The organism is Cedecea davisae, from assembly GCF_044095835.1.
Classification (GTDB): Bacteria; Pseudomonadota; Gammaproteobacteria; order Enterobacterales; family Enterobacteriaceae; genus Cedecea; species Cedecea davisae.
In genome coordinates, this window is sequence record NZ_CP172054.1 from 893,472 (window position 1) to 918,492 (window position 25,021).

Genomic DNA, 25,021 nt, shown 5'->3' on the forward strand with positions numbered 1-25,021 from the left:
TAAATAATCGAGTTTTTCAGGCGGCCACATAGCGACAATTGATGCCCTGGGCTAGGAGGCGGGCGCGGAAAGCAATCATGTTGATACGTGCGGCACCACCGTCTTTTTTACGAGGCATCAGGAGCAAATCGCCATCAGCAACCATCTGTTTTACAGTGCGAATGCTGTAGCCGTAGCGCTCAGCAAATTCGTCATAAGTCATGAGGTCTGCGCCAGACGGGATTGCAATTTGTGGAGTCATAAGTGATCATCCTCTGTTAATAGTCATTACTGTGCATTGGCGTGCATTTTTCAGGTTCAAGCGAAATCTAATCTTATTTATTTAAGGTGTCAAATTGGATTTTTGCGATTACTCGGATTTTTAAGATGAAACTAGATGAACTAGAAGGTGGAAAAGCAGTGTTGCAGCGCATGCTGGACGCTTATGGTTTCACTATGCAAAAGCAGCTTGGTGATATGCACGAGTTGTCATCCGGGACGATCAGCACATGGATAAGACGAGATTATTTCCCCGGTGATGTGGTGGTAGCTTGCGCTCTGGATACGGGGGTATCACTTCGCTGGTTAGCGACGGGGAAGGGAAGTAAGTTCGATACAGACCATACGCAAGGTAGGATGAAGACGTTAAACCGCTTCGATATTCTGGCTGGCAATCTGGTCGAAAATGATAAATGGATTGTTGATGATTCGCTTCTCTCAGATGCGGTAACTAGCCCGAAGTACGTTTGTAAAGGGTTAAGCTCCTGGATTGTCGATTTTGACACTACTGATATCTCTAATGGCCGCTGGCTTCTGAGCATCGATGGCGACCATGATATTTACGATGTCGCGAGAATTCCAGGCAATAAAATTAAGGTAAGCAATTCAGGCACTGATTTTCAGTGTGCAGTATCAGAGGTGGAATGCATTGGTTTGGTACACCTTACCCTGAGCAGAACTAGCTAAAAGAATTATGGCGATAAAAAAACTAGCCTCTAGTGAGTGGCTTTGCGATTTCCGCGTAGATGGCGCTGAAAGCCGCCGAGTGCGAAAGAAATTCACCACCAAAGGTGAAGCTGTTGCCTTTGAGCAGTATTACCGGGAAGAGGCGCAAAATAAGCCTTGGATGGGTGAGAAGGAAGACCGTCGACGCCTAAGTGAACTGATTGAGCTCTGGCATAACCTTCACGGCCAGTCGCTGGCCGCCAGCAAATCACGATTGGCGAAACTGCACATAGTTTGTCGTGGGCTTGGTGATCCAATTGCGAACCAGCTTACCGCCAAAGACTTTGCCCACTATCGAGATAAACGCCTCAAGGGTGAAATCGACAATGGCTATCATGCGAATCCCGAGAAGTGGGTCGCGAAACCTGTGACCGTGAATCGGGAGCAGCAGTATCTCGAAGCTGTTTTCAACGAGCTGAAGCGGTTGGGGGAGTGGAGTTTGCCAAACCCTCTCGAGGGCGTGCGTGTTTTCAAAGAAGCCGAAAAAGAAATGTCGTGGCTTACTCACCCGCAAATTCACGAAGTGCTCAACGCCTGTGAGTCATACGGGAAAATTTACTTAACCCGTATCGTCAAAGTGTGCTTAGCGACTGGCGCTCGATGGAGCGAGGCCGAGCGTCTTACACGTTCGCAGCTATCACCCCACAAGCTGACCTTCACAAAAACAAAAGGAAAGAAGAACCGCACGGTTCCTATCCCTCGGTGGCTCTATGACGAGCTGGCTCCCTTGCAGGGAAAAATGTTCCATCCTTGCTATCAGGAGTTCAAGAAAATGCTTGCCCTGACCGATATACAATTAGCCGACGGACAGAAAACGCATGTATTACGCCATACGTTTGCGAGCCATTTTATGATGAACGGTGGGAATATTTTGGTACTGCAACGAATTTTAGGTCATTCTAACATTAGGGAAACCATGAGATACGCTCATTTTGCACCAGATCATTTAGAAGAAGCTGTAACTCTTAACCCTATTTCTAATTTAACAGGATTATATGATGAGTGAGCCAACCATCGAAACACCTCAAGGAACGGGCGAAGCCAAAGTCAGGAGAGTACGTACTCGTGGCTATTATAACTTAGTAGAGATAGGGGCAGTCTTTCTAGTTTCAAATGTAATTTTTGCTACAGGGATATTGGACTCAACCTTTTATTTTTTATTTCCCAGTGCTAGGGCAGATCTTACACATTTGCCGAGCTTTATTAGGTCAATCTTCGCAGTGTCATTTGTGATCGTTTACACCATTATCTATGGTGTGTCTCCAATCCAAAGAATGTTTATGAGAATTGCAGGGAATGATTCAATCAATAAATCATCGATGTTTAACATTGTAGATATCATAAATGAAATAAAACTGCTCAAAAAGGCTCAAGAGGAGAGGGCTTCTGATGAAGATGATTCGCTGGATTTTTATCTTAAAGGCTTAATTTACAGCTCTGAAGGTCTTGCAAAAAATATATATTCTCGCGGTAGCCTTTATTTATTGGTTGGTGTTTGTTTTGCAATAGTAGGATTAGGTTTCTTCTATTCTCAATCACATATAATCGATGCTAAGGGGGATGCGGTAACTAAGGTAATGTATCTTCTGCCTAATTTTGGTGTATTGTTTTTTTTGGAGTTAATCGCATTTTTCTTTTTGAAGCAATACCGGGTTACAATGGATGAGTTTCGCTATTACGAGGCGATAAAACGCTCGCGAGAAGAAAGCTATGCCATTATAAAGCTTGTAATGGATAGCCAGAAAGATATTGATATGATAGAGCTACTGGATAAAATTAATTTTAGCTCAAGAGTTGGAAAACTAGAGTCAGGGCAGACTACTGAAATTATTGAAGCAAGAAAGTTAGACAAAAATGAACTTGATACCTTAGTAAAGCTGACCGAGGCGGTTGCGGGTAAGATTGGACAGGGAAACAAGTAGTGTCCATATTCTGACCATGCAGCATGTTTTCGACCGCATTCCACTGCACCAGTTACACATTCAACTAGCTGTTTATAATGAAAAATGTATTTATATCAATGATGTCGAGTAAAAGCGTCTTAACTAAGATTCGCTTAGGCGACATCCATATAAAAGGGCTGCCATCTGGCAGCCCTTTTTTTATGCGCTAAATTCGTTGCTGAATTATGGCGTGGTGATAACGACCGCGACGCGGCGGTTTTCGGCCCGGCCTTCGCCGGTGCTGTTGCTGGCAACCGGATATTTCTTGCCCAGACCCTGGGTGGTTAGATTGCTGCGCGGGATTTTAGCCCCTTCAGCCCAGGCGTCCGCCACGATATTAGCGCGCTTCAGGGAGAGCTGCTCGTTATAGCCATCTTCCCCGTAGTTATCTGTGTGGCCGTCCAGTCGGGCGTGCTTCAGGCCGGTGGCGGAGAGCTTTTCGGCCATGGACTGGATGTTCTGGTAGCTTTCAGGCTGCAATTTATACTGATTTTTACCGAACAGGATCTTGTCCGACAGGCCCAGCGACCAGACGTCGTTTGACTCGGAGAAACCGTAAGAGCGCATGGCGGCCTTCTGCTCCGGAGAGAACGTGGACTGCGGTGACTGGCAGCCTGTAAGCAGCAGGGAAAAGAGTATTGCCGGTGCCAATAAGCGAGAAGCGTTCATAATCAATCCTTGTGAAGCTGTTTATTAAGCAGCTGTCGCTGCTTGTGTTTTTGTATATACATATTGCGGTCGGCGGTTTCCATCAGGTTTTCCGCCGAATGAATGTTTTTTGCCAGCGCCACGCCTACGCTAAGCGTCATGGTTATCCAGTGATTACCCGGCAGAAGAATGGGCTGCTCAACGACTTCTTTTAGCTGGTTGAGTACCGTCGAGGCCTGAGCGTCGCTGTCCACGGCGTGGAGCAGCATGGCAAATTCATCGCCGCCCAGCCGGAATGCCAGATGCCGGGTACTGGCAAACGTCAGCAGGCGTTTAGCCACTTCGATAAGCACCGCATCGCCCGCGGCGTGACCCCACGTATCGTTGATGAACTTGAAGTTGTCGCCGTCCATAAATAGCAGGGCGGTGTTGTGCAGCGAGTCCGCATCTTCAATCAGCTTGTCCAAAGCGTTGCGAAATGCCGCGCGGTTTGCCAGCCCGGTAAGCGGGTCCTGAAGGGCGGTTTTTTGCAACGACGCGTTTTTCAGCTGAAGCTGGCGCTGCCACTCTTCCATTTCATCCAGCAGGCTGTTGAAGTCCTGGGCAAAAAGATGAAACTCTTCGATTCGTTCCGGCGGGACGCGGCGGGAAAAATTGCGGTTGCTGCGAACGTCGTGGACTACGTCGGTAATATTTTGCAGCGCAACGTCAATATCACGGTGCAGGTGGCGCGAGATACCAAGCGCAATAGCCGAAGCCAGCAAGGTACAGGCCGTTAAAACGGCTAAAGAGAGCCAGACAAACAGCGTAACGGTGGCATCCGCCCCAATCAGGCGCATTTCTCCGATGATTTTCCCGTTATGAAGGATCGGCTGCTTTATCGGATGAGGGTAGAGCCAGCGGGTGACCAGGCCACCAACCATATCGCGCTGAGTAGATTTTTCCATCTGCCAGTGGGTGAGCTCTTTACCTTCGGCATCTACTACTTTTGCCGCGGTAAACTGCCCCTGTTTGCCTAATACGGTGAGGGTTTCATTGGCGGCCGCGCCGTCCCGGAAAACAACGGCAGCTTCCAGGCTATGGCTAACGGTAACGGCCAGTAGCTCAAGATTTTTTTGGGCATATTGCCTGAGCGTCAGCATTGAGGCGACGGAAAGCAGCAGCCAGACGATTAACATGGCGATGACCACGCTAATTACGCTGATCCTGCGCAACGTGCCTTTAAACGTTGGACGTGACGACGTGGTCAAATCCTTATTCATGAATTCTATTCCCTGGCCGAGCCAGCAGTAATACATCGGGGCTTACCCTGACGCCGCTACGGGCTAATGCGTCAAGGTTCACCGAGAAAGAGACTGCGTCATTATGAATATTCAGGCAGAAAGCACTGCCAATTATGCATTGCGGATTCTGCTCAGCAATTAACAATAAAGGATGAGTTTGATAACGCTCTATTAATTGCAACTGCTGTTGCGGTGATTCATTACCAAAATAAAGACCGTCGCACTGCGAATTTAATGCCTCATCGGCGGATTTAACGATCTGCGGCTGAAAAGATATATCGCTATTTTTATCACCGAGCGCGGCGGCATAGGCGGCTGTTGAGAAGATGCACAGCTTTGGCAGGCCCTGAAGCTGGGGCCAGCGCGTATAGCTCACAATACCGGCAACAATGGTGCGTACCTGGCCGGAAAGCGCAGGGTCTGCCTGTGATACCGCCGGCGTTCGGGTGGTAAATACCAGGCAGGCGAAAAAAAACGCGGATAAGGTTAACCTGCGTGAAATAAACATGGCATTCAAGCCCCACCAGCCGAAAAACGTTGAGGCTCGTGAAACCAGCCATCATTATTTATGATTGTGCCATCGAGCATATCACTCCCGCTTTACCTCGTCATTAATTCCCGTCTGTGATGATATTCTTGATAATTAAAAATAATAACGAGAATAACCCTGAAATGAGGGCGCAAATCGTCTTCTATTGACCCCGGGTAATGCCAACATCATGGGCGAATATTATCAGCATAGAAGCAGAATGAATTTTTACTCGCCGTTTCAGGGATTACTGCATTTTTGCCCAAAAAAAACGCATTTTTATGGCTTATGTAATTTAATGTTTACGAAATTTGCTTTGAAAGCGCGATTTATTCGCTGGTGTAACGATAAATTTACGGACAATGGATTGCATTCTTTACTTGTGGCGGGTAAAGTAAGCGCTCCTCCATGAGGAAACGACTATCGCAAACGAGCTTATTACAGGACAGCCATCATGCAAAAAGACGCGCTTAACAACGTTCATATCTCTGACGAACAGATACTCATCACTCCGGATCAGCTGAAAGCGGAATTCCCACTCACTGCGGCTCAGGAAGCGCAAATTGAGCAGTCCCGTCAGACGATTTCTAATATCATCGCCGGTCGCGATCCGCGCCTGCTGGTGGTTTGTGGACCTTGCTCGATCCACGATCCGGAAGCTGCGATTGAATACGCTCGTCGTTTTAAAGCTCTGTCTGAACAAGTTAGCGATAGTCTGTACCTCGTTATGCGCGTCTATTTTGAAAAGCCTCGTACCACCGTCGGTTGGAAAGGGCTTATCAACGACCCGCATATGGATGGCTCGTTTGATGTGGAAGCTGGTCTGAAGATTGCACGTCGCCTGCTGGTTGAACTGGTCAGCCTTGGGCTGCCGCTGGCAACCGAAGCGCTGGACCCGAACAGCCCACAATACCTTGGCGACCTGTTTAGCTGGTCTGCGATCGGCGCGCGTACTACCGAGTCCCAGACTCACCGTGAAATGGCCTCCGGCCTTTCTATGCCGGTTGGTTTTAAAAATGGCACCGACGGAAGCCTCGGCACCGCAATCAACGCTATGCGAGCTGCCGCCATGCCGCACCGTTTTGTGGGAATTAACCAGGCTGGTCAGGTTTGCCTGCTGCAAACTCAGGGCAACCCGGACGGGCACGTTATTCTGCGCGGCGGCAAGGCGCCAAACTACAGCCCGGCAGATGTCGCCCAGTGCGAAGCCGAAATGGAAAAAGCAGGTTTGCGCCCGGCGCTGATGATCGATTGCAGCCACGGAAACTCAAATAAAGACTTCCGTCGCCAGCCTGGCGTGGCCGAATCCGCCATCGCCCAAATTAAAGACGGTAACCGCTCTATTATTGGCCTGATGATTGAAAGTAATATTCACGAAGGGAATCAATCTTCAGAGCAGCCGCGCAGCGAAATGAAATACGGCGTGTCCGTGACCGATGCCTGCATCGACTGGGAAACCACGGACAGTCTGCTGCGCGAGATCCATCAGGATCTGAGCGCTGCGCTGGCGGCTCGTCAGGCTTAAGAGGTTTACTATGGTTGCTGAATTGACCGCGCTGCGCGATCAAATCGATGAAGTGGATAAGGCCCTGCTGGATTTGCTGGCAAAGCGGCTGGAGCTGGTAGCGGAAGTGGGTGAAGTGAAAAGCCGCTACGGCTTGCCGATTTACGTGCCGGAGCGCGAAACGTCGATGCTGGCGTCACGCCGCAAAGAGGCCGAGGCGCTTGGTGTCCCGCCTGATTTGATTGAGGATGTTTTGCGCCGGGTAATGCGCGAGTCTTACTCCAGCGAGAATGATAAAGGCTTTAAAACGCTGCGCCCGGAGCTGCGCCCTGTGGTTATCGTAGGCGGTGGCGGCCAAATGGGGCGTCTGTTTGAAAAAATGCTGACGCTTTCCGGCTACCAGGTGCGCATTCTCGAAAAACAGGACTGGGATAACGCGCCCGAGCTGCTGGCCGACGCGGGCATGGTTATTGTCAGCGTGCCGATTCACATTACCGAGCAGGTCATTGCCAAACTGCCGCCGCTTCCGGCGGACTGCATTCTGGTTGATTTGGCTTCGGTAAAGAATGGCCCGCTGCAGGCGATGCTTGCCGTCCACTCTGGCCCGGTGCTGGGCTTACACCCGATGTTCGGGCCGGACAGCGGCAGCCTGGCGAAACAGGTCGTGGTTTACTGCGACGGTCGCCAGCCGGAAGCTTACCAGTGGCTGCTGGAGCAAATTCAGGTGTGGGGCGCTCGTTTGCACCGCTCCAGCGCCGTTGAGCATGACCAGAATATGGCGTTTATCCAGGCGCTGCGCCACTTCGCTACTTTCGCCTATGGCCTGCATCTGGCGGAAGAAAATGTGCAGCTGGAGCAGCTGCTGGCGCTGTCGTCGCCCATCTACCGGCTGGAGCTGGCGATGGTTGGCCGGCTGTTCGCCCAGGATCCTCAGCTTTATGCGGACATTATTATGTCTTCAGAAAGCAACCTGGCGCTGATTAAGCGCTACTACAAACGCTTTGGCGAGGCGATTGCTTTACTGGAGCACGGCGATAAGCAGGCGTTCATCGACAGCTTCCGCAAGGTCGAGCACTGGTTTGGGGATTACGCGCAGCGTTTCCAGAATGAGAGCCGCGTCCTGTTACGTCAGGCAAATGACAACCGCCAGTAATGGCCAAAAGGTTTTATAATCAAAAGCCAGTGGGAGCCCCCGCTGGCTTTTTTGTTTGCCAAAAGGATACCTGAAATGGCTGAGCCGCAGCTGCTGTTCGACTATACCGGTCACTTGCCCGAATGCCCTACGTGGAGCGCAGAAGAAGGTAGCCTCTACTGGACGGATATTCTTGAGAATGAGATCCACCATTACCATCTTGCCAGCGGCAAGCATGATGTTATTCAGTTTTCCGAAGAAGTGGGCTGCTTTGCGTTGCGGGAGTCCGGCGGCTTCATCGTTGCGATGCGCAGCGGAATTTGGCTAACCAATAAAACCGGGCTGATTATCGGCAAAGTTTGCGATAACCCGAGCAACCCAGCGCTGGCAAGGTTTAACGACGGCGGCACCGATCGCTTTGGTCGTTTTTACGCGGGCACTTTCTGGGGGCCGGGGGATTACAACGGTGCGCTGCTATGCCGTGTGGATAACGACCTGACTCCGCGCGTTATTCAGCATGACATTCGCGGCGCCAACGGCCTGGCTTTTAGCGCCGACGGCAAATGGATGTACACCTCTGATACGCCAAATGCCGTGATTTATCGTACGCCACTGGATGAGCAAGGCGAGCCGGGGCGGCGTGAAGTGTTTAAACGCTTTGCTAAAGGCGAGGGCATGCCGGATGGCGCGGCAATAGACAATGAAGGTTGCTACTGGACTGCGTTGTTTGACGGCTATCGAATAGCGCGTATTTCCCCGCAGGGTGACATTGTTGAAGAGCATCGCCTGCCGGTGCGCTGCCCGACGATGGTCTGTTTTGGGGGGGACGACATGAAAACGCTGTTTATCACCACCACGCGGGAAAACATGGACGATGAGGAAGTCGCAAGGTTACCGCTTTCCGGCGCGATATTCTCATTGCGGGTTGCCGTAGCGGGGATGGAGAAGCTGAAGTTTCGTGAACGCTGAGAGGCCAGCCCGTGCCGGGCTGGCCCGTATCTCATCAGGCAGGATTAACGGGAACGACGTTCTCGCTCGGGTAACTGCCGAGCACTTTGAGCGAGCGGGTAATTTCGCCCAGCTCGCGCAGGGCTTTGCCCATCTCTTCATCTTTCAGGTTGGCCTGAATATCAAGATAGAACATCTCTTCCCACGGATTACCGTAAATCGGGCGTGATTCCAGTTTGGTCATAATCAGATTGTGATTGCGAAGCACCAGAAGAGCCTCAACCAGTGCGCCAGCCTGCTGGCCGGTAGCCATCAGCAGAGTCGTTTTGGCCGGTACCTGGTCCGAAACTTCAACCGCCTTACGGGCCAGAACTACAAAGCGGGTAATGTTCTGCGTCTGGTTGGCCAGATTACGTTCCAGTACCTGAAGGTCGTATAGCGCCCCTCCAGCTTCGCTTCCCAGGGCTGCGACATGAGGAGAGTTAGCCTGAGCGACCTTTTCCATCGCCGCAGAAGTGCTTTCTGTGTATTCAATTTTCCAGTGCGGGTAGCGGTTGATGAACTGGCTGCACTGCTGGAACGGTTGAGGATGGCTGTAAACCGTCTGAATACTGTCGAGATCCGTGGAGCCGGAAACCAGCACGCAATGGTCGATAGGCACCGTCATCTCCGCCACGATGGAGAGGCTGGTGTGTTGTAGCAGATCGTAAACGTCGTTAATGGCACCGGAGCTGGTGTTTTCGATAGGCACTACCGCGTAATCGGCCTGGCCGGTTTCCACCTGGTTGAAGATATCGTGGAATTTAGCGCATCCGCTTTCTATAAATTGCTCGAAATGGCGGGCGGCATACTGGCGGGCGGCAAGATGCGAATAAGATCCTTTAGGGCCAAGGAAAGCTATGCGCGCCGAGTGCGGATTGGTTTTATTCAGATGCTGTTGCAGCAGGCTTTGTTGAGTAAGAACCGAGTCTTCAATAATCAGCTGGAACAGGCGGGTAATGTAATGGGCATCGAGATGGTGGTCTTTGCCGAGGGCAATCAGGCGCTCCAGTAAATCTCTTTCACGATCGATATCGCGTACCGGGCGATGCGAAGCCAGCTTAGCTTTACCCACCTCAACCGCCAACAGGCGGCGTTCTGCCAGCAGGGCCAACAGCTTTTCATCCAGCGCGCTGATTTTATCGCGCAGGGCCAGCAACGGATTAATTTCGGTCATAACGCTACCTTTTCGATGTCCATAAAAAAAGCCTCCCGTTTGGGAGGCTTGTTTGTTCGTCTTCGCATTCTTTATCACACGACGAATTGCCTCCCAATCAGGGGAAGGTAAAAAAGAATGCGAAGAAAAACGGGGTGAGTTTCATGTCTGATTCCTGAGAAGTCTGAGAGCTAAAGTACCCGCTCTGTTTTCGTTCTGTCAATAAAAAACGCGCCCGGAGGCGCGTTAGGGTAAGTGGAAGGAGAGTAACGGACTACTCTTCGTCGGCTTCTGCTTCTGCGAAGGACACGTCTTTCACTGAACCTGTTGTGCGACGTGCTTCACCTTTGTGCTGCACTTTGTTTAATTGTCGCTCCAGTTTGCTGATTAATTCGTTGATAGCCGTATACATATCTTCATGTCTGGCACTGGCTACAAGGTGCCCATTCGGTGTGTTAATCGTGGCGTCAGCCACAAAACCCTGAGGCTCTTTGGACAAAATGATATGTGGATTAATTAGATGAGTTTGCCACTTGTCCAGTTTGCTGAGACGGTCGGCGACATGCTGGCGAATAGCTGGGGTGATTTCCATTTGCTTGCTGGTAATGTTCATTGTCATAAATTTACCTCTTGTCTTTGCCGTCTTGGTAACTCCAGCATACCGTTCTTAATGTCAAAATGTGTGATTAAGATCACGTTATTTTGTCACTTTTTGTCAACGAAGACTTTTTGTGAGGCAAGACAGGATATCGGCTCTTAACGCTTGTAGTAATCGGGAATCACGTCCATATTTGATAGGATGACCTGACGCTAAACCGTTTCAGTTTTTGCGTCGGCAGATAAAAAAACGGCAGCCGAGGCTGCCGTTTTTCTTACCGTTTGACCTGTCAGGTGTTGCTGCTGTTGGCGGCGATAATCTTCGCTACCTTCTCAGCCTGGCCCGGCATCTGCATTTCGCGGTAGGCTTTTTCCATCAGTTTCAGCCCGTCGCGAGTTGCCTGAGTATCAGGGTAATCGCGCAGCATACCTTCAACGCGATTAACTACTGCCACCCATGCGCCGCGTTTCGTGTAATATTGCGCCACGGAAAGCTCATACTTCGCCAGACGATCCTTCAGGAACACCAGGCGTTTGGTCGCATCCGTAACGTACTGGCTGTTTGGATAGCCGCGCACCAGCTTCGAGAAGTCGTTGAATGCATCGCGCGCGTGCTGCGGATCGCGGTCGGAGCGATCGACGCCGAAGAAGCCCTGCAGTGCGCTATCGTCCAGCGCCATGTCGGTCAGGCCGCGCATGTAGAGCACGTAGTCGATATTTGGATGAGTCGGGTTAAGACGCATGAAGCGATCGATCGCCGCCTGAGCCAGCGGTAAGTCCGCATTCTTGTAGTAAGCGTAAATCAGATCCAACTGCACTTGCTGAGAGTACGGGCCGAACGGATAACGGTTATCCAGCGCTTCCAGTTGCGTTATCGCCGCTTTAAAGTTACCGTCCTGCAGCTTTTGCTGGGCAGTCGCATAGATCTCAGAAGGCGGATTATCAGGAACCTCATCCTTGGAACTGGAGCAACCAGCCAAAGCCAGGCTCAACGTGGCTGCTGCCACCAGATATTTCATGCGCGTCATGACGTTTGACTTTCCTAAGTAATGTTATTTCCGGGAGAGTTCGGTGTTCCGGCTCCCGATAAAGACCAGCTACAATAGCACATTATATTAAACGGCATTGCCGTAAAACCCAACGTTAACGAAAGAAGCTGTCTATGGCACAACTAGTACAACTCACCGAAACGGTGTCCGATTCACAACTGGGTCAACGCTTAGATCAGGCATTGGCCGAATTGTTCCCGGATTATTCGCGTTCGCGCATAAAAGAATGGATTCTTGACCAGCGGGTCACGGTCAACGGCGTTGTCTGGGACAAGCCGAAAGAAAAAGTGTTGGGCGGCGAAAGCGTGGCTATCAATGCTGAAATCGAAGAAGAAGTTCGCTGGGAGCCTCAGGACATCCCGCTGAATATCGTTTATGAAGATGAAGATATTCTGGTTATCAACAAGCCTCGCGACCTGGTGGTTCACCCGGGCGCAGGTAATCCTGATGGCACGGTGCTTAACGCATTACTTCATTATTATCCGCCAATTGCTGACGTGCCGCGTGCGGGGATCGTTCACCGTCTCGATAAAGACACGACTGGCCTGATGGTGGTGGCGAAAACCGTTCCGGCGCAAACTCGCCTGGTAGAAGCGCTGCAGCTGCGTGAAATTACCCGTGAGTATGAGGCTGTTGCCATTGGTCATATGACCGGCGGCGGCACGGTGGAAGAGCCGATTAGCCGTCACCCGACGAAGCGTACCCATATGTCGGTACATCCGATGGGCAAACCGGCGGTGACTCATTACCGCATTATGGAACACTTCCGTGTACACACCCGTCTGCGTCTGCGTCTGGAAACCGGCCGTACTCACCAGATTCGTGTGCATATGGCGCACATCACCCACCCGCTGGTGGGCGATCAGCTGTACGGTGGCCGTCCGCGTCCGCCAAAAGGCGCGTCGGATGAGTTTGTCAGCATTCTGCGCAAGTTCGATCGCCAGGCGCTGCACGCCACCATGCTGCGTCTTTACCACCCAATCAGCGGGATTCTGATGGAGTGGAGCGCGCCGATCCCGCAAGATATGGTTGACCTTATCGAAGCCCTGCGTGCCGATACCGAACTCCACAAGGATCAAATGGACTGGCTATGAGCAAAACGATTGTCCCGCAGTGGCCCCTGCCTCAGGGGGTTGCTTCCTGCAGCTCAACCCGCATCGGCGGCGTAAGTGTAGCGCCGTATGATTCACTCAACCTGGGCGCCCACTGCGGTGATAACCCAGAGCACGTTGAAGAGAATCGCCGGCTGTTTTATGCCGCTGCCGGTCTGCCGTCGAAGCCTGTCTGGCTTGAACAGGTACACGGTAAAGCGGTATTGAAGCTGGCGGGCGAACCGTATGCCTCAAAACGAGCGGATGCTTCTTATAGCAATACGCCCGGAACGGTTTGTGCGGTGATGACGGCGGATTGCCTGCCGGTATTGTTCTGTAATGCTGCCGGGACAGAAGTGGCGGCAGCTCATGCTGGCTGGCGTGGGCTGTGTGACGGCGTACTTGAAGAGACGGTCGCCTGTTTTCAGGATAACCCGGAAAATATCCGCGCCTGGCTGGGGCCCGCTATCGGCCCGCAAGCCTTTGAAGTCGGGCCGGAAGTGCGCGAAGCCTTTATGGCAAAGGACGAAAAAGCGGCCTCTGCTTTTCGCGCTGCCGGAGAAAAGTATTATGCTGATATCTACCAGCTGGCACGCCAGCGGCTGGCCAATGTGGGCGTCATGCAGGTGTACGGTGGCGATCGCTGTACCTGGACCGAAAGTGGCGATTTCTTCTCATATCGTCGCGACAGAACCACGGGGCGTATGGCAAGTTTCATTTGGCTGATATAACCTCTTGAATCAAGACGATCCAGTGCGGGTAGCTCACGCTTCATATATTTCAGGTCATTAACCTTGAATAATTGAGGGATGACCTCATTTAATCTCCAGTAGCAAATTTGACCTGTTTATGGGAGGAGTTATGCGTCTGGATCGTCTTACCAATAAATTCCAGCTTGCTCTCGCCGATGCCCAATCTCTTGCACTTGGGCACGACAATCAATTCATCGAACCCCTTCACCTGATGAGCGCCTTGCTCAATCAGGAGGGTGGCTCCGTGCGCCCGCTGCTGACCTCTGCCGGGGTTAATGCGGGCCAGCTGCGTACCGCAATCGAACAGGCACTAAGCCGCCTGCCACAGGTAGAAGGTACCGGCGGCGACGTCCAGCCTTCTCAGGATTTGGTGCGCGTGCTGAACCTGTGTGACAAGCTCGCACAAAAAAGAAACGATAACTTTATCTCGTCAGAACTCTTTGTTCTGGCCGTGCTTGAGTCGCGCGGTACGCTGACGGACCTGCTGAAATCGGCGGGCGCAACGACAGCAAATATTACCGCCGCTATTGAGCAGATGCGTGGAGGTGAGAGCGTGAATGACCAGGGTGCCGAAGACCAACGTCAGGCATTGAAGAAATATACCGTCGATTTAACCGAGCGTGCCGAACAGGGCAAACTGGACCCGGTTATCGGCCGCGACGAAGAAATTCGCCGTACTATTCAGGTATTGCAACGTCGTACCAAAAACAACCCGGTGCTTATCGGTGAGCCCGGCGTCGGTAAAACAGCCATTGTTGAAGGACTGGCTCAGCGCATTATCAATGGTGAAGTACCGGAGGGGCTAAAAGGTCGCCGGGTGCTGGCCCTTGATATGGGGGCGCTGGTGGCCGGTGCGAAATATCGCGGTGAGTTCGAAGAACGCCTGAAAGGGGTGTTGAACGATCTCTCAAAACAGGAAGGCAACGTCATCCTGTTTATTGATGAGCTGCATACTATGGTTGGCGCAGGTAAAGCAGACGGCGCGATGGACGCCGGTAACATGCTTAAACCGGCACTTGCCCGCGGCGAGCTGCACTGCGTAGGGGCGACTACGCTTGACGAATACCGTCAATATATAGAGAAGGATGCCGCGCTGGAGCGCCGTTTCCAGAAAGTGTTCGTCGCCGAGCCTTCTGTTGAAGACACCATTGCGATTCTGCGCGGGCTGAAAGAGCGCTATGAGCTGCACCACCATGTGCAAATCACTGACCCGGCGATCGTTGCGGCGGCTACGCTTTCTCATCGCTATATTGCGGACCGTCAACTGCCGGATAAAGCCATCGACCTTATTGATGAAGCTGCATCCAGTATCCGTATGCAGATTGACTCCAAGCCGGAAGAGCTTGACCGCCTTGACCGCCGCATCATCCAGCTGAAGCTGGAGCAGCAGGCGCTGAAGAAAGAGTCGGATGAAGCCAGCCAAAAACGCCTCAGCATGCTCAACGAAGAGCTGGAGCAGAAAGAGCGCGACTATTCAGTGCTGGAAGAAGAGTGGAAAGCAGAGAAAGCTTCGCTGTCCGGGACTCAAACTATTAAGGCCGAGCTGGAGCAGGCGAAAATCGCTATCGAGCAGGCCCGCCGGGTAGGCGACCTGGGACGGATGTCCGAGCTGCAGTACGGGAAAATCCCCGAGCTGGAAAAACAGCTAGCGGCGGCAACCCAAAGCGAAGGCAAAACTATGCGTCTGCTGCGTAATAAGGTGACGGATGCGGAAATTGCCGAAGTGCTGGCGCGCTGGACCGGGATACCGGTAGCGAGAATGCTGGAAGGTGAGCGTGACAAATTGCTGCGCATGGAAAAAGAACTTCATCAGCGAGTGATTGGTCAGGACGAAGCCGTGGAAGCCGTATCAAATGCTATTCGCCGTAGCCGTGCGGGGCTGTCCGATCCGAACCGTCCGATTGGTTCGTTCCTGTTCCTCGGGCCAACCGGGGTAGGGAAAACAGAACTGTGCAAAGCGCTGGCTAACTTTATGTTCGACAGCGACGATGCGATGGTGCGTATCGATATGTCGGAGTTTATGGAGAAACACTCCGTATCCCGTCTGGTGGGGGCACCTCCGGGCTATGTCGGTTATGAAGAAGGCGGTTACCTGACCGAAGCCGTGCGTCGCCGTCCTTATTCGGTGATTTTGCTGGATGAAGTCGAGAAGGCGCACCCGGATGTATTTAACATCCTGCTGCAGGTGCTGGATGATGGTCGTCTGACCGATGGGCAGGGCAGAACCGTCGATTTCCGCAATACGGTGGTGATTATGACCTCGAACCTTGGTTCGGACTTAATTCAGGAGCGCTTTGGCGATCTGGATTACGGTCATATGAAAGATCTGGTTCTCGGTGTGGTAAGCCAAAGCTTCCGTCCGGAATTCATTAACCGTATAGATGAAGTCGTTGTGTTCCATCCGCTGGGTGAGCGTCATATAGCTTCTATTGCGCAGATTCAGCTGCAGCGTTTGTACAAACGTCTCGAAGAGCGTGGTTATGGCGTGCATATTTCTGATGAAGCGCTGAAGCTGCTTAGCGAGAACGGTTATGACCCTGTATACGGTGCACGTCCGCTGAAACGAGCTATCCAGCAGCAAATTGAGAACCCGCTGGCTCAGCAAATCCTCTCCGGGGAGCTGATTCCAGGGAAAACAATTCAGCTGGAAGTGAAAAACGACCGCATTGTGGCAGTGCAGTAAGTCACATAAAGTAAAAAACGAGCCCATTCGGGCTCGTTTTTGTTTGTAAAACGACCAATCCTGGCCAGGATGTATACTCATTGCCTGGAAAGTGAGCATTCGATAATTATTTTGTATTTTATACTTGTCAGGCTCTGAGAACTCCCTATAATGCGCCTCCACTGACACGGCAAAGCGGCTTCGAAAGCGGCTTAACAACCCGGTAGTCAGTCAGACGAAAGCGAAAATAAACGCTTGACTCTGAAAGAGGAAAGCGTAATATACGCCACCTCGAGTTAGCAAGCGAAAGCGCGTAACTCACTGCTCTTTAACAATTTATCAGACAATCTGTGTGGGCACTCGCAGGATTGATATCTCAAGCATCTTCGGATGCAAAAAAATATCAAGTCTTGAAGAGTGACTACTGATTTTATAAACAGTTTTAATTCTTTGAGCATCAAACACTTTTAAATTGAAGAGTTTGATCATGGCTCAGATTGAACGCTGGCGGCAGGCCTAACACATGCAAGTCGAGCGGTAACAGGGAGTAGCTTGCTACTCCGCTGACGAGCGGCGGACGGGTGAGTAATGTCTGGGGATCTGCCTGATGGAGGGGGATAACTACTGGAAACGGTAGCTAATACCGCATAACGTCGCAAGACCAAAGAGGGGGACCTTCGGGCCTCTTGCCATCGGATGAACCCAGATGGGATTAGCTAGTAGGTGGGGTAATGGCTCACCTAGGCGACGATCCCTAGCTGGTCTGAGAGGATGACCAGCCACACTGGAACTGAGACACGGTCCAGACTCCTACGGGAGGCAGCAGTGGGGAATATTGCACAATGGGCGCAAGCCTGATGCAGCCATGCCGCGTGTGTGAAGAAGGCCTTCGGGTTGTAAAGCACTTTCAGCGAGGAGGAAGGCATTAAGGTTAATAACCTTAGTGATTGACGTTACTCGCAGAAGAAGCACCGGCTAACTCCGTGCCAGCAGCCGCGGTAATACGGAGGGTGCAAGCGTTAATCGGAATTACTGGGCGTAAAGCGCACGCAGGCGGTTTGTTAAGTCGGATGTGAAATCCCCGGGCTCAACCTGGGAACTGCATTCGAAACTGGCAAGCTTGAGTCTTGTAGAGGGGGGTAGAATTCCAGGTGTAGCGGTGAAATGCGTAGAGATCTGGAGGAATACCGGTGGCGAAGGCGGCCCCCTGGACAAAGACTGACGCTCAGGTGCGAAAGCGTGGGGAGCAAACAGGATTAGATACCCTGGTAGTCCACGCCGTAAACGATGTCGACTTGGAGGTTGTGCCCTTGAGGCGTGGCTTCCGGAGCTAACGCGTTAAGTCGACCGCCTGGGGAGTACGGCCGCAAGGTTAAAACTCAAATGAATTGACGGGGGCCCGCACAAGCGGTGGAGCATGTGGTTTAATTCGATGCAACGCGAAGAACCTTACCTACTCTTGACATCCAGAGAACTTTCCAGAGATGGATTGGTGCCTTCGGGAACTCTGAGACAGGTGCTGCATGGCTGTCGTCAGCTCGTGTTGTGAAATGTTGGGTTAAGTCCCGCAACGAGCGCAACCCTTATCCTTTGTTGCCAGCGGTTCGGCCGGGAACTCAAAGGAGACTGCCAGTGATAAACTGGAGGAAGGTGGGGATGACGTCAAGTCATCATGGCCCTTACGAGTAGGGCTACACACGTGCTACAATGGCGCATACAAAGAGAAGCGACCTCGCGAGAGCAAGCGGACCTCATAAAGTGCGTCGTAGTCCGGATTGGAGTCTGCAACTCGACTCCATGAAGTCGGAATCGCTAGTAATCGTAGATCAGAATGCTACGGTGAATACGTTCCCGGGCCTTGTACACACCGCCCGTCACACCATGGGAGTGGGTTGCAAAAGAAGTAGGTAGCTTAACCTTCGGGAGGGCGCTTACCACTTTGTGATTCATGACTGGGGTGAAGTCGTAACAAGGTAACCGTAGGGGAACCTGCGGTTGGATCACCTCCTTACCTAAAAGATACAAACCCGCGTAGTGCTCACACAGATTGTCTGATAGAAATTAACGAGCAACAGTAGTACCAGAGTCCCCATCGTCTAGAGGCCCAGGACACTGCCCTTTCACGGCTGTAACAGGGGTTCGAATCCCCTTGGGGACGCCATACCGATAATGAGTGAAAGACATTATCACTGAATATCTTAAAGATGACTTTCGAGTCGTGTTTAAGATATTGCTCTTTAACAATCCGGAACAAGCTGAAAATTGAAACGACACACTGTTTCTGTTCTCCGTAATAAGAACAGAATAGAGGTGTGTTCGAGTCTCTCAAATTTTCATAATCTGAAGCGAAACATCTTCGGGTTGTGAGGTTAAGCGACTAAGCGTACACGGTGGATGCCCTGGCAGTCAGAGGCGATGAAGGACGTGCTAATCTGCGATAAGCGTCGGTAAGGTGATATGAACCGTTATAGCCGGCGATTTCCGAATGGGGAAACCCAGTGTGATTCGTCACACTATCGTTAAGTGAATACATAGCTTAACGAAGCGAACCGGGGGAACTGAAACATCTAAGTACCCCGAGGAAAAGAAATCAACCGAGATTCCCCCAGTAGCGGCGAGCGAACGGGGAGCAGCCCAGAACCTGAATCAGTTTGTGTGTTAGTGGAAGCGTCTGGAAAGTCGCAGGGTACAGGGTGATACTCCCGTACACTAAAATGCACATACTGTGAGTTCGAAGAGTAGGGCGGGACACGTGGTATCCTGTCTGAATATGGGGGGACCATCCTCCAAGGCTAAATACTCCTGACTGACCGATAGTGAACCAGTACCGTGAGGGAAAGGCGAAAAGAACCCCGGCGAGGGGAGTGAAACAGAACCTGAAACCGTGTACGTACAAGCAGTGGGAGCCTCATTTATGGGGTGACTGCGTACCTTTTGTATAATGGGTCAGCGACTTATATTCTGTAGCAAGGTTAACCGTATAGGGGAGCCGCAGGGAAACCGAGTCTTAACTGGGCGTTAAGTTGCAGGGTATAGACCCGAAACCCGGTGATCTAGCCATGGGCAGGTTGAAGGTTGGGTAACACTAACTGGAGGACCGAACCGACTAATGTTGAAAAATTAGCGGATGACTTGTGGCTGGGGGTGAAAGGCCAATCAAACCGGGAGATAGCTGGTTCTCCCCGAAAGCTATTTAGGTAGCGCCTCGTGAACTCATCTTCGGGGGTAGAGCACTGTTTCGGCTAGGGGGCCATCCCGGCTTACCAACCCGATGCAAACTACGAATACCGAAGAATGTTATCACGGGAGACACACGGCGGGTGCTAACGTCCGTCGTGAAGAGGGAAACAACCCAGACCGCCAGCTAAGGTCCCAAAGTCATGGTTAAGTGGGAAACGATGTGGGAAGGCACAGACAGCCAGGATGTTGGCTTAGAAGCAGCCATCATTTAAAGAAAGCGTAATAGCTCACTGGTCGAGTCGGCCTGCGCGGAAGATGTAACGGGGCTAAACCATGCACCGAAGCTGCGGCAGCGACACTTAGGTGTTGTTGGGTAGGGGAGCGTTCTGTAAGCCGTCGAAGGTGGACTGTGAGGTCTGCTGGAGGTATCAGAAGTGCGAATGCTGACATAAGTAACGATAAAGCGGGTGAAAAGCCCGCTCGCCGGAAGACCAAGGGTTCCTGTCCAACGTTAATCGGGGCAGGGTGAGTCGACCCCTAAGGCGAGGCCGAAAGGCGTAGTCGATGGGAAACAGGTTAATATTCCTGTACTTGGTGTTACTGCGAAGGGGGGACGGAGAAGGCTATGTTAGCCGGGCGACGGTTGTCCCGGTTTAAGCATGTAGGCGGAGAGTTTAGGTAAATCCGGACTCTTGTTAACGCTGAGGTGTGATGACGAGGCACTACGGTGCTGAAGTAACAAATGCCCTGCTTCCAGGAAAAGCCTCTAAGCATCAGGTAACATTAAATCGTACCCCAAACCGACACAGGTGGTCAGGTAGAGAATACCAAGGCGCTTGAGAGAACTCGGGTGAAGGAACTAGGCAAAATGGTGCCGTAACTTCGGGAGAAGGCACGCTGTCGGTAGGTGAAACCCCTTGCGGGTGGAGCTGAAGGCAGTCGAAGATACCAGCTGGCTGCAACTGTTTATTAAAAACACAGCACTGTGCAAACACGAAAGTGGACGTATACGGTGTGACGCCTGCCCGGTGCCGGAAGGTTAATTGATGGGGTTATCCGCAAGGAGAAGCTCTTGATCGAAGCCCCGGTAAACGGCGGCCGTAACTATAACGGTCCTAAGGTAGCGAAATTCCTTGTCGGGTAAGTTCCGACCTGCACGAATGGCGTAATGATGGCCAGGCTGTCTCCACCCGAGACTCAGTGAAATTGAAATCGCTGTGAAGATGCAGTGTACCCGCGGCAAGACGGAAAGACCCCGTGAACCTTTACTATAGCTTGACACTGAACATTGAGCCTTGATGTGTAGGATAGGTGGGAGGCTTTGAAGCGTGGACGCCAGTCTGCGTGGAGCCAACCTTGAAATACCACCCTTTAATGTTTGATGTTCTAACGTAGACCCGTGATCCGGGTTGCGGACAGTGTCTGGTGGGTAGTTTGACTGGGGCGGTCTCCTCCTAAAGCGTAACGGAGGAGCACGAAGGTTAGCTAATCACGGTCGGACATCGTGAGGTTAGTGCAAAGGCATAAGCTAGCTTGACTGCGAGAGTGACGGCTCGAGCAGGTGCGAAAGCAGGTCTTAGTGATCCGGTGGTTCTGAATGGAAGGGCCATCGCTCAACGGATAAAAGGTACTCCGGGGATAACAGGCTGATACCGCCCAAGAGTTCATATCGACGGCGGTGTTTGGCACCTCGATGTCGGCTCATCACATCCTGGGGCTGAAGTAGGTCCCAAGGGTATGGCTGTTCGCCATTTAAAGTGGTACGCGAGCTGGGTTTAGAACGTCGTGAGACAGTTCGGTCCCTATCTGCCGTGGGCGCTGGAGAATTGAGGGGGGCTGCTCCTAGTACGAGAGGACCGGAGTGGACGCATCACTGGTGTTCGGGTTGTCATGCCAATGGCATTGCCCGGTAGCTAAATGCGGAAGAGATAAGCGCTGAAAGCATCTAAGCGCGAAACTTGCCCCGAGATGAATTCTCCCTGGGAACTTGATTCCCCTGAAGGGACGTTGAAGACTACGACGTTGATAGGCTGGGTGTGTAAGCGTAGCGATACGTTGAGCTAACCAGTACTAATGACCCGTGAGGCTTAACCTTACAACACCAAAGGTGTTTTGCGAGACAAATCGATTTTCAGCGAAGTTCAGGATTAGACTGATGGTCACGAAGTGACGGTCAGTAAACAGAATTTGCCTGGCGGCCGTAGCGCGGTGGTCCCACCTGACCCCATGCCGAACTCAGAAGTGAAACGCCGTAGCGCCGATGGTAGTGTGGGGTCTCCCCATGCGAGAGTAGGGAACTGCCAGGCATCAAATAAAGCATCAAGGCCACCCTTACGGGTGGCCTTTTTGTTTTTATCAGAACCCTGGAAATTTACTACACGAGCATGGCCATGCGACAAACGTGTCGGGAACACGTTTGAACGCCGCGAGCGGCGGCCCCGAAGGGGCGAGTATCAGGATGATACGAGTAGTGTGGGAACTGCCAGGCATCAAATTAGCAATAACCCCGACCGAAAGGCCGGGGTTTTTTGCTTTCTGTGACCTGGAAATATCACCAAAGAGATTGCCTCTATCTCATCTACAGCTATAAAAGCTTAGCCTGCTCACAAAAATCACTGTAACAACCCAGCAACAGAAAACTTCGCCTCACGAATTTTGTTTCTCCTGCTTTACTGTATCCGGGGTGGTTACGCCCATTAAGGAAGACAGGAGAAGAAAATAAAATGATCGAAACAACAAATGAAGCAAATGTTGCGCTGACGGCTGCGGATACTCGCCGGCGGGTCTGGGCTATTGTCGGCGCATCATCCGGGAACCTGGTTGAGTGGTTTGATTTCTATGTTTACTCATTCTGCTCGCTCTACTTTGCTCACATCTTTTTTCCGGCCGGGAATACCACAACCCAGCTTTTACAGACTGCCGGTGTTTTTGCCGCTGGCTTCCTGATGCGGCCTATTGGCGGTTGGCTGTTCGGGTATATTGCCGATAAGCATGGCCGTAAAAACTCGATGCTCATTTCCGTCTGCATGATGTGTTTTGGCTCACTGGTCATTGCTTGCCTGCCCGGTTACGCGACGATTGGCACCTGGGCTCCGGCGTTACTGCTTCTGGCTCGTTTATTTCAGGGCCTTTCCGTTGGGGGGGAATATGGCACTAGCGCGACTTATATGAGTGAGGTTGCCGTCGAAGGGCGCAAAGGTTTTTACGCCTCGTTCCAGTATGTCACGCTGATTGGCGGGCAGCTGGCCGCTCTTCTGGTTGTGGTGGTTTTGCAGCAGGCATTGAGCGATGAAGATCTTCGTAGCTGGGGATGGCGTATTCCGTTTGCCATCGGTGCCGTATTGGCCATTGTTGCACTCTATTTGCGGCGCTCGCTCGATGAAACGTCGGATAAAGCGACTCGGGCACATAAAGATGCCGGGACGTTATCCGGGCTGTGGAAAAATCGTAAAGCCTTCATCATGGTGCTTGGTTTTACCGCCGGCGGCTCGCTGGCTTTCTATACCTTTACCACCTATATGCAGAAATATCTGGTGAATACCGCCGGGATGCATGCCAATACGGCCAGTGCCCTGATGACCTTTGCTCTGTTCGTCTTTATGGTTATCCAGCCGTTCTTCGGCGCGCTGTCTGACAGAATTGGTCGTCGAACCTCTATGCTGTGTTTTGGCGGGCTGGCCGCAATACTCACTGTCCCCATTCTGACGGCTCTACAAAATGTTAATTCTCCGTGGGCGGCTTTTGCTCTGGTAATGGCGGCGATGGTGATTGTTAGTTTTTATACTTCAATCAGCGGCATTCTTAAGGCCGAGATGTTCCCACCGGAAGTGCGTGCCCTTGGCGTGGGGCTTTCTTATGCGGTCGCTAACGCAATATTTGGCGGCTCCGCAGAATATGTTGCCCTTTCGCTGAAATCTATGGGCAGCGAAACGGCCTTCTTCTGGTATGTATCCGGTATGGGGGCGGTGGCATTTCTTGTATCGCTGATGCTTCATCAGAAAGGAAAAGGGATTAAGCTTTAACCCGCTGCTGGCAATAAAAAGCCCTGCAATGCAGGGCTAATCTAGTCAGAGAATACGGCTGATAAGCCTGTCGATACGGATTCGACGCAATCTACGAATGAGTTTGCGAACTTTCACCGGATACTCGGCAATGCTTTGTAAATCACGATAATGCTGAACTACCGTGGTGTGGGTGCGAATCAGATCCAATTCTTTGGTTCGCAACGCCTCAAGTTCTCTTTTAGGATCGTGGATCAGCAGGGCATTTTCTAGATCCAGGCGCCACGCTCTTGGGTTCAGGTTGTTCCCGGTTAGCAGCATCCACTCGTCATCCACCCACATGCCTTTAAGGTGATAGCTGTTGTCGTCATCTTTCCACAGACGCACAATCAGCTGCCCGGTATTCACGTAATACTGCAGGCGGCTCAGGAAACGGCGTAGGTTAATTTCGTAGAGATACGGTAATGCACCGATTATTTTAAATGGCTGATCTTCCGGAATATAGAAGTCGTTCGCCGTCTTATCCCCGACGATAATTTCAACCTGCTTTCCGTTCCTCAGCAACTGAATAATATTGCGCACCAGCACTGCGGGAAGGTTGAAATAAGGCGTGCAGATGGTGAGTTTGCGCTCCGCACACGGCATCAGGTGGAAGATGGTTTTATTCAGCAGGCTGGATTTCCCCAGGCCAACCAGCGGCGTGACCGAAAGCTGGTCGTTATCCGCATCGCCCTGGAAGACGAAGCTGGCATCACGCAACTCCTGACGGAACAGGCGAATATCGTTTTTGATCTCAGGACTTTTGGGCCTGTCAGTGACATCGAGACGATGGACTGCACGGCCATGAACCAGATTCTGATTCACCCAGCCGTACATAATATCGGCCAGCTGCTGGTTGCGGACTACCTGATAACGGTCGTAGCGGTACTTGTCGTGTTGATGCAGATAAACATCATTGAGGCTGGCGCCGCTGTAGATAACGGAGTCATCGATGATGAAACCTTTAAAGTGCAACACGCCCAACGCTTCGCGGGTATTGACCGGAACGCCGTATACCGGGATTTTTACGTCGGGGAACTGTTCGCTCATGCGATGATACCAGTCCGCATTGGTGTTGGTTGCGGCAACACCAATACGTCCGCGCTGGGCACGGTGCCAGTCAACCAGTACGGAAACTTCCAGTTCCGGGCGTAGCTGTTTGGCCTGATAAAGGGCAGACAGAATACCGTTACCGCCATCATCCTGCTCGAGGTACAGCGCAATGATGCAAATACGCTGCTTCGCGCAGGCGATTTTATTCAGCAGAGTTTCACGAAAATCTGCCGGGGAGAACAGGGTCTCTACATCATCAACTGATTGAGAAAGCTTGGGTAACTGGGCAAGGTGTTGTTGATGTTTATTACGTTTAAATTTAGACAACATCACAGTGCTTATCTTCTCTATTCATTGGATGGCCTTCTGCAAAATCCAGACGTCAGAACCTGCTGATAATACCACTACTGCCCGGCAAAGTGAGTATGTTT

19 protein-coding genes, 1 tRNA gene, 3 rRNA genes and 1 other annotated feature are annotated in these 25,021 nt (G+C 51.7%); of the genes, 14 read left to right on the forward strand and 9 right to left on the reverse strand.

The window, feature by feature from the left end:
* Positions 1-16 precede the first annotated feature (16 nt).
* A complete protein-coding gene (locus ACG1VR_RS04775; RefSeq protein WP_395490348.1) occupies positions 17-241 on the reverse strand; it encodes a hypothetical protein in 225 nt (74 codons plus the stop codon).
* 125 nt (positions 242-366) lie between these two features.
* On the opposite strand from ACG1VR_RS04775, the gene ACG1VR_RS04780 reads away from it, so the two are divergent.
* From ACG1VR_RS04780 to ACG1VR_RS04790, 3 genes are read left to right on the forward strand one after another with little or no spacing between them, the layout of a single operon-like run.
* Positions 367-945: a phage repressor protein CI gene (locus tag ACG1VR_RS04780; RefSeq protein WP_395490349.1), complete on the forward strand. Its 579-nt coding sequence runs from the start codon at positions 367-369 to the stop codon at positions 943-945.
* Positions 946-952: 7 nt separating this feature from the next.
* Positions 953-1,990 (forward strand): site-specific integrase, encoded by a 1,038-nt coding sequence (locus tag ACG1VR_RS04785; protein WP_395490350.1) that lies wholly within the window; start codon positions 953-955, stop codon positions 1,988-1,990.
* Complete coding sequence (locus ACG1VR_RS04790) at positions 1,983-2,906, forward strand: hypothetical protein (protein WP_395490351.1); 924 nt, start codon at positions 1,983-1,985, stop codon at positions 2,904-2,906. The genes ACG1VR_RS04785 and ACG1VR_RS04790 overlap by 8 nt, the downstream gene beginning before the upstream one ends.
* Before the next feature lie 204 nt (positions 2,907-3,110).
* Here ACG1VR_RS04790 and ACG1VR_RS04795 read toward each other — a convergent pair whose 3' ends face one another.
* From ACG1VR_RS04795 to ACG1VR_RS04805, 3 genes are read right to left on the reverse strand one after another with little or no spacing between them, the layout of a single operon-like run.
* Positions 3,111-3,596, reverse strand: coding sequence for an OmpA family protein (locus tag ACG1VR_RS04795; protein WP_016537883.1), 486 nt, complete (start codon positions 3,594-3,596; stop codon positions 3,111-3,113).
* A gap of 2 nt (positions 3,597-3,598) precedes the next feature.
* Positions 3,599-4,837 carry a diguanylate cyclase DgcN gene (gene dgcN, locus ACG1VR_RS04800; protein WP_395490352.1) on the reverse strand — a complete coding sequence of 413 codons (1,239 nt, stop codon included), beginning with the start codon at positions 4,835-4,837 and terminating at the stop codon, positions 3,599-3,601.
* Complete coding sequence (locus tag ACG1VR_RS04805) at positions 4,830-5,366, reverse strand: YfiR family protein (RefSeq protein ID WP_016537881.1); 537 nt, start codon at positions 5,364-5,366, stop codon at positions 4,830-4,832. The genes dgcN and ACG1VR_RS04805 overlap by 8 nt, the downstream gene beginning before the upstream one ends.
* Before the next feature lie 475 nt (positions 5,367-5,841).
* On the opposite strand from ACG1VR_RS04805, the gene aroF reads away from it, so the two are divergent.
* The 3 genes from aroF (at position 5,842) to ACG1VR_RS04820 (ending at position 8,992) form a co-directional block, all read left to right on the forward strand.
* Complete coding sequence (aroF, locus tag ACG1VR_RS04810; protein WP_016537879.1) at positions 5,842-6,912, forward strand: 3-deoxy-7-phosphoheptulonate synthase AroF; 1,071 nt, start codon at positions 5,842-5,844, stop codon at positions 6,910-6,912.
* Positions 6,913-6,922: 10 nt separating this feature from the next.
* On the forward strand, positions 6,923-8,044 hold the full coding sequence (tyrA, locus tag ACG1VR_RS04815) for a bifunctional chorismate mutase/prephenate dehydrogenase (protein ID WP_279051243.1): 1,122 nt from the start codon (positions 6,923-6,925) through the stop codon (positions 8,042-8,044).
* A gap of 75 nt (positions 8,045-8,119) precedes the next feature.
* Positions 8,120-8,992, forward strand: a complete 873-nt coding sequence (locus tag ACG1VR_RS04820; protein ID WP_395490353.1) for an SMP-30/gluconolactonase/LRE family protein — start codon at positions 8,120-8,122, stop codon at positions 8,990-8,992.
* 34 nt (positions 8,993-9,026) lie between these two features.
* On the opposite strand, the gene pheA is transcribed toward ACG1VR_RS04820, so the two are convergent.
* The 4 genes from pheA to bamD form a co-directional block, all read right to left on the reverse strand.
* Complete coding sequence (gene pheA / locus ACG1VR_RS04825) at positions 9,027-10,187, reverse strand: bifunctional chorismate mutase/prephenate dehydratase (protein ID WP_039898688.1); 1,161 nt, start codon at positions 10,185-10,187, stop codon at positions 9,027-9,029.
* A gap of 21 nt (positions 10,188-10,208) precedes the next feature.
* Positions 10,209-10,333, reverse strand: a sequence feature (Phe leader region).
* Positions 10,285-10,332 carry a pheA operon leader peptide PheL gene (gene pheL / locus ACG1VR_RS04830; RefSeq protein ID WP_100249759.1) on the reverse strand — a complete coding sequence of 16 codons (48 nt, stop codon included), beginning with the start codon at positions 10,330-10,332 and terminating at the stop codon, positions 10,285-10,287. (Overlaps the previous feature by 48 nt.)
* A 107-nt stretch (positions 10,334-10,440) precedes the next feature.
* Positions 10,441-10,785 (reverse strand): ribosome-associated translation inhibitor RaiA, encoded by a 345-nt coding sequence (gene raiA / locus ACG1VR_RS04835; RefSeq protein ID WP_016537842.1) that lies wholly within the window; start codon positions 10,783-10,785, stop codon positions 10,441-10,443.
* Positions 10,786-11,053: 268 nt separating this feature from the next.
* Positions 11,054-11,791 carry an outer membrane protein assembly factor BamD gene (gene bamD, locus ACG1VR_RS04840; RefSeq protein WP_016537841.1) on the reverse strand — a complete coding sequence of 246 codons (738 nt, stop codon included), beginning with the start codon at positions 11,789-11,791 and terminating at the stop codon, positions 11,054-11,056.
* 134 nt (positions 11,792-11,925) lie between these two features.
* Here bamD and rluD point away from each other — a divergent pair, with 134 nt between their 5' ends.
* The 8 genes from rluD to ACG1VR_RS04880 all read left to right on the forward strand — a co-directional run bounded on the left by rluD (position 11,926) and on the right by ACG1VR_RS04880 (position 23,519).
* Positions 11,926-12,906 carry a 23S rRNA pseudouridine(1911/1915/1917) synthase RluD gene (rluD, locus tag ACG1VR_RS04845; RefSeq protein WP_016537840.1) on the forward strand — a complete coding sequence of 327 codons (981 nt, stop codon included), beginning with the start codon at positions 11,926-11,928 and terminating at the stop codon, positions 12,904-12,906.
* The gene (gene yfiH / locus ACG1VR_RS04850; RefSeq protein WP_395490354.1) at positions 12,903-13,634 is read left to right on the forward strand and encodes a purine nucleoside phosphorylase YfiH; all 732 of its coding nucleotides are present in this window, start codon (positions 12,903-12,905) and stop codon (positions 13,632-13,634) included. The genes rluD and yfiH overlap by 4 nt, the downstream gene beginning before the upstream one ends.
* 130 nt (positions 13,635-13,764) lie before the next feature.
* Complete coding sequence (gene clpB / locus ACG1VR_RS04855) at positions 13,765-16,338, forward strand: ATP-dependent chaperone ClpB (protein WP_172569155.1); 2,574 nt, start codon at positions 13,765-13,767, stop codon at positions 16,336-16,338.
* A gap of 448 nt (positions 16,339-16,786) precedes the next feature.
* Positions 16,787-18,328: ribosomal RNA gene (locus tag ACG1VR_RS04860) — 16S ribosomal RNA — on the forward strand.
* A gap of 74 nt (positions 18,329-18,402) precedes the next feature.
* A tRNA-Glu gene (locus ACG1VR_RS04865) sits at positions 18,403-18,478 on the forward strand.
* 206 nt (positions 18,479-18,684) lie between these two features.
* A 23S ribosomal RNA gene (locus ACG1VR_RS04870) occupies positions 18,685-21,592 on the forward strand.
* 95 nt (positions 21,593-21,687) lie between these two features.
* Positions 21,688-21,803, forward strand: a 5S ribosomal RNA gene (gene rrf / locus ACG1VR_RS04875).
* The 16S, 23S and 5S rRNA genes sit together here with 1 tRNA gene alongside, the layout of an rRNA operon.
* A 417-nt stretch (positions 21,804-22,220) precedes the next feature.
* Complete coding sequence (locus ACG1VR_RS04880; protein ID WP_395490355.1) at positions 22,221-23,519, forward strand: MFS transporter; 1,299 nt, start codon at positions 22,221-22,223, stop codon at positions 23,517-23,519.
* Between the two features lie 45 nt (positions 23,520-23,564).
* Here ACG1VR_RS04880 and pssA read toward each other — a convergent pair whose 3' ends face one another.
* Positions 23,565-24,920: a CDP-diacylglycerol--serine O-phosphatidyltransferase gene (pssA, locus tag ACG1VR_RS04885; RefSeq protein ID WP_016537836.1), complete on the reverse strand. Its 1,356-nt coding sequence runs from the start codon at positions 24,918-24,920 to the stop codon at positions 23,565-23,567.
* Between the last annotated feature and the right edge of the window lie 101 nt (positions 24,921-25,021).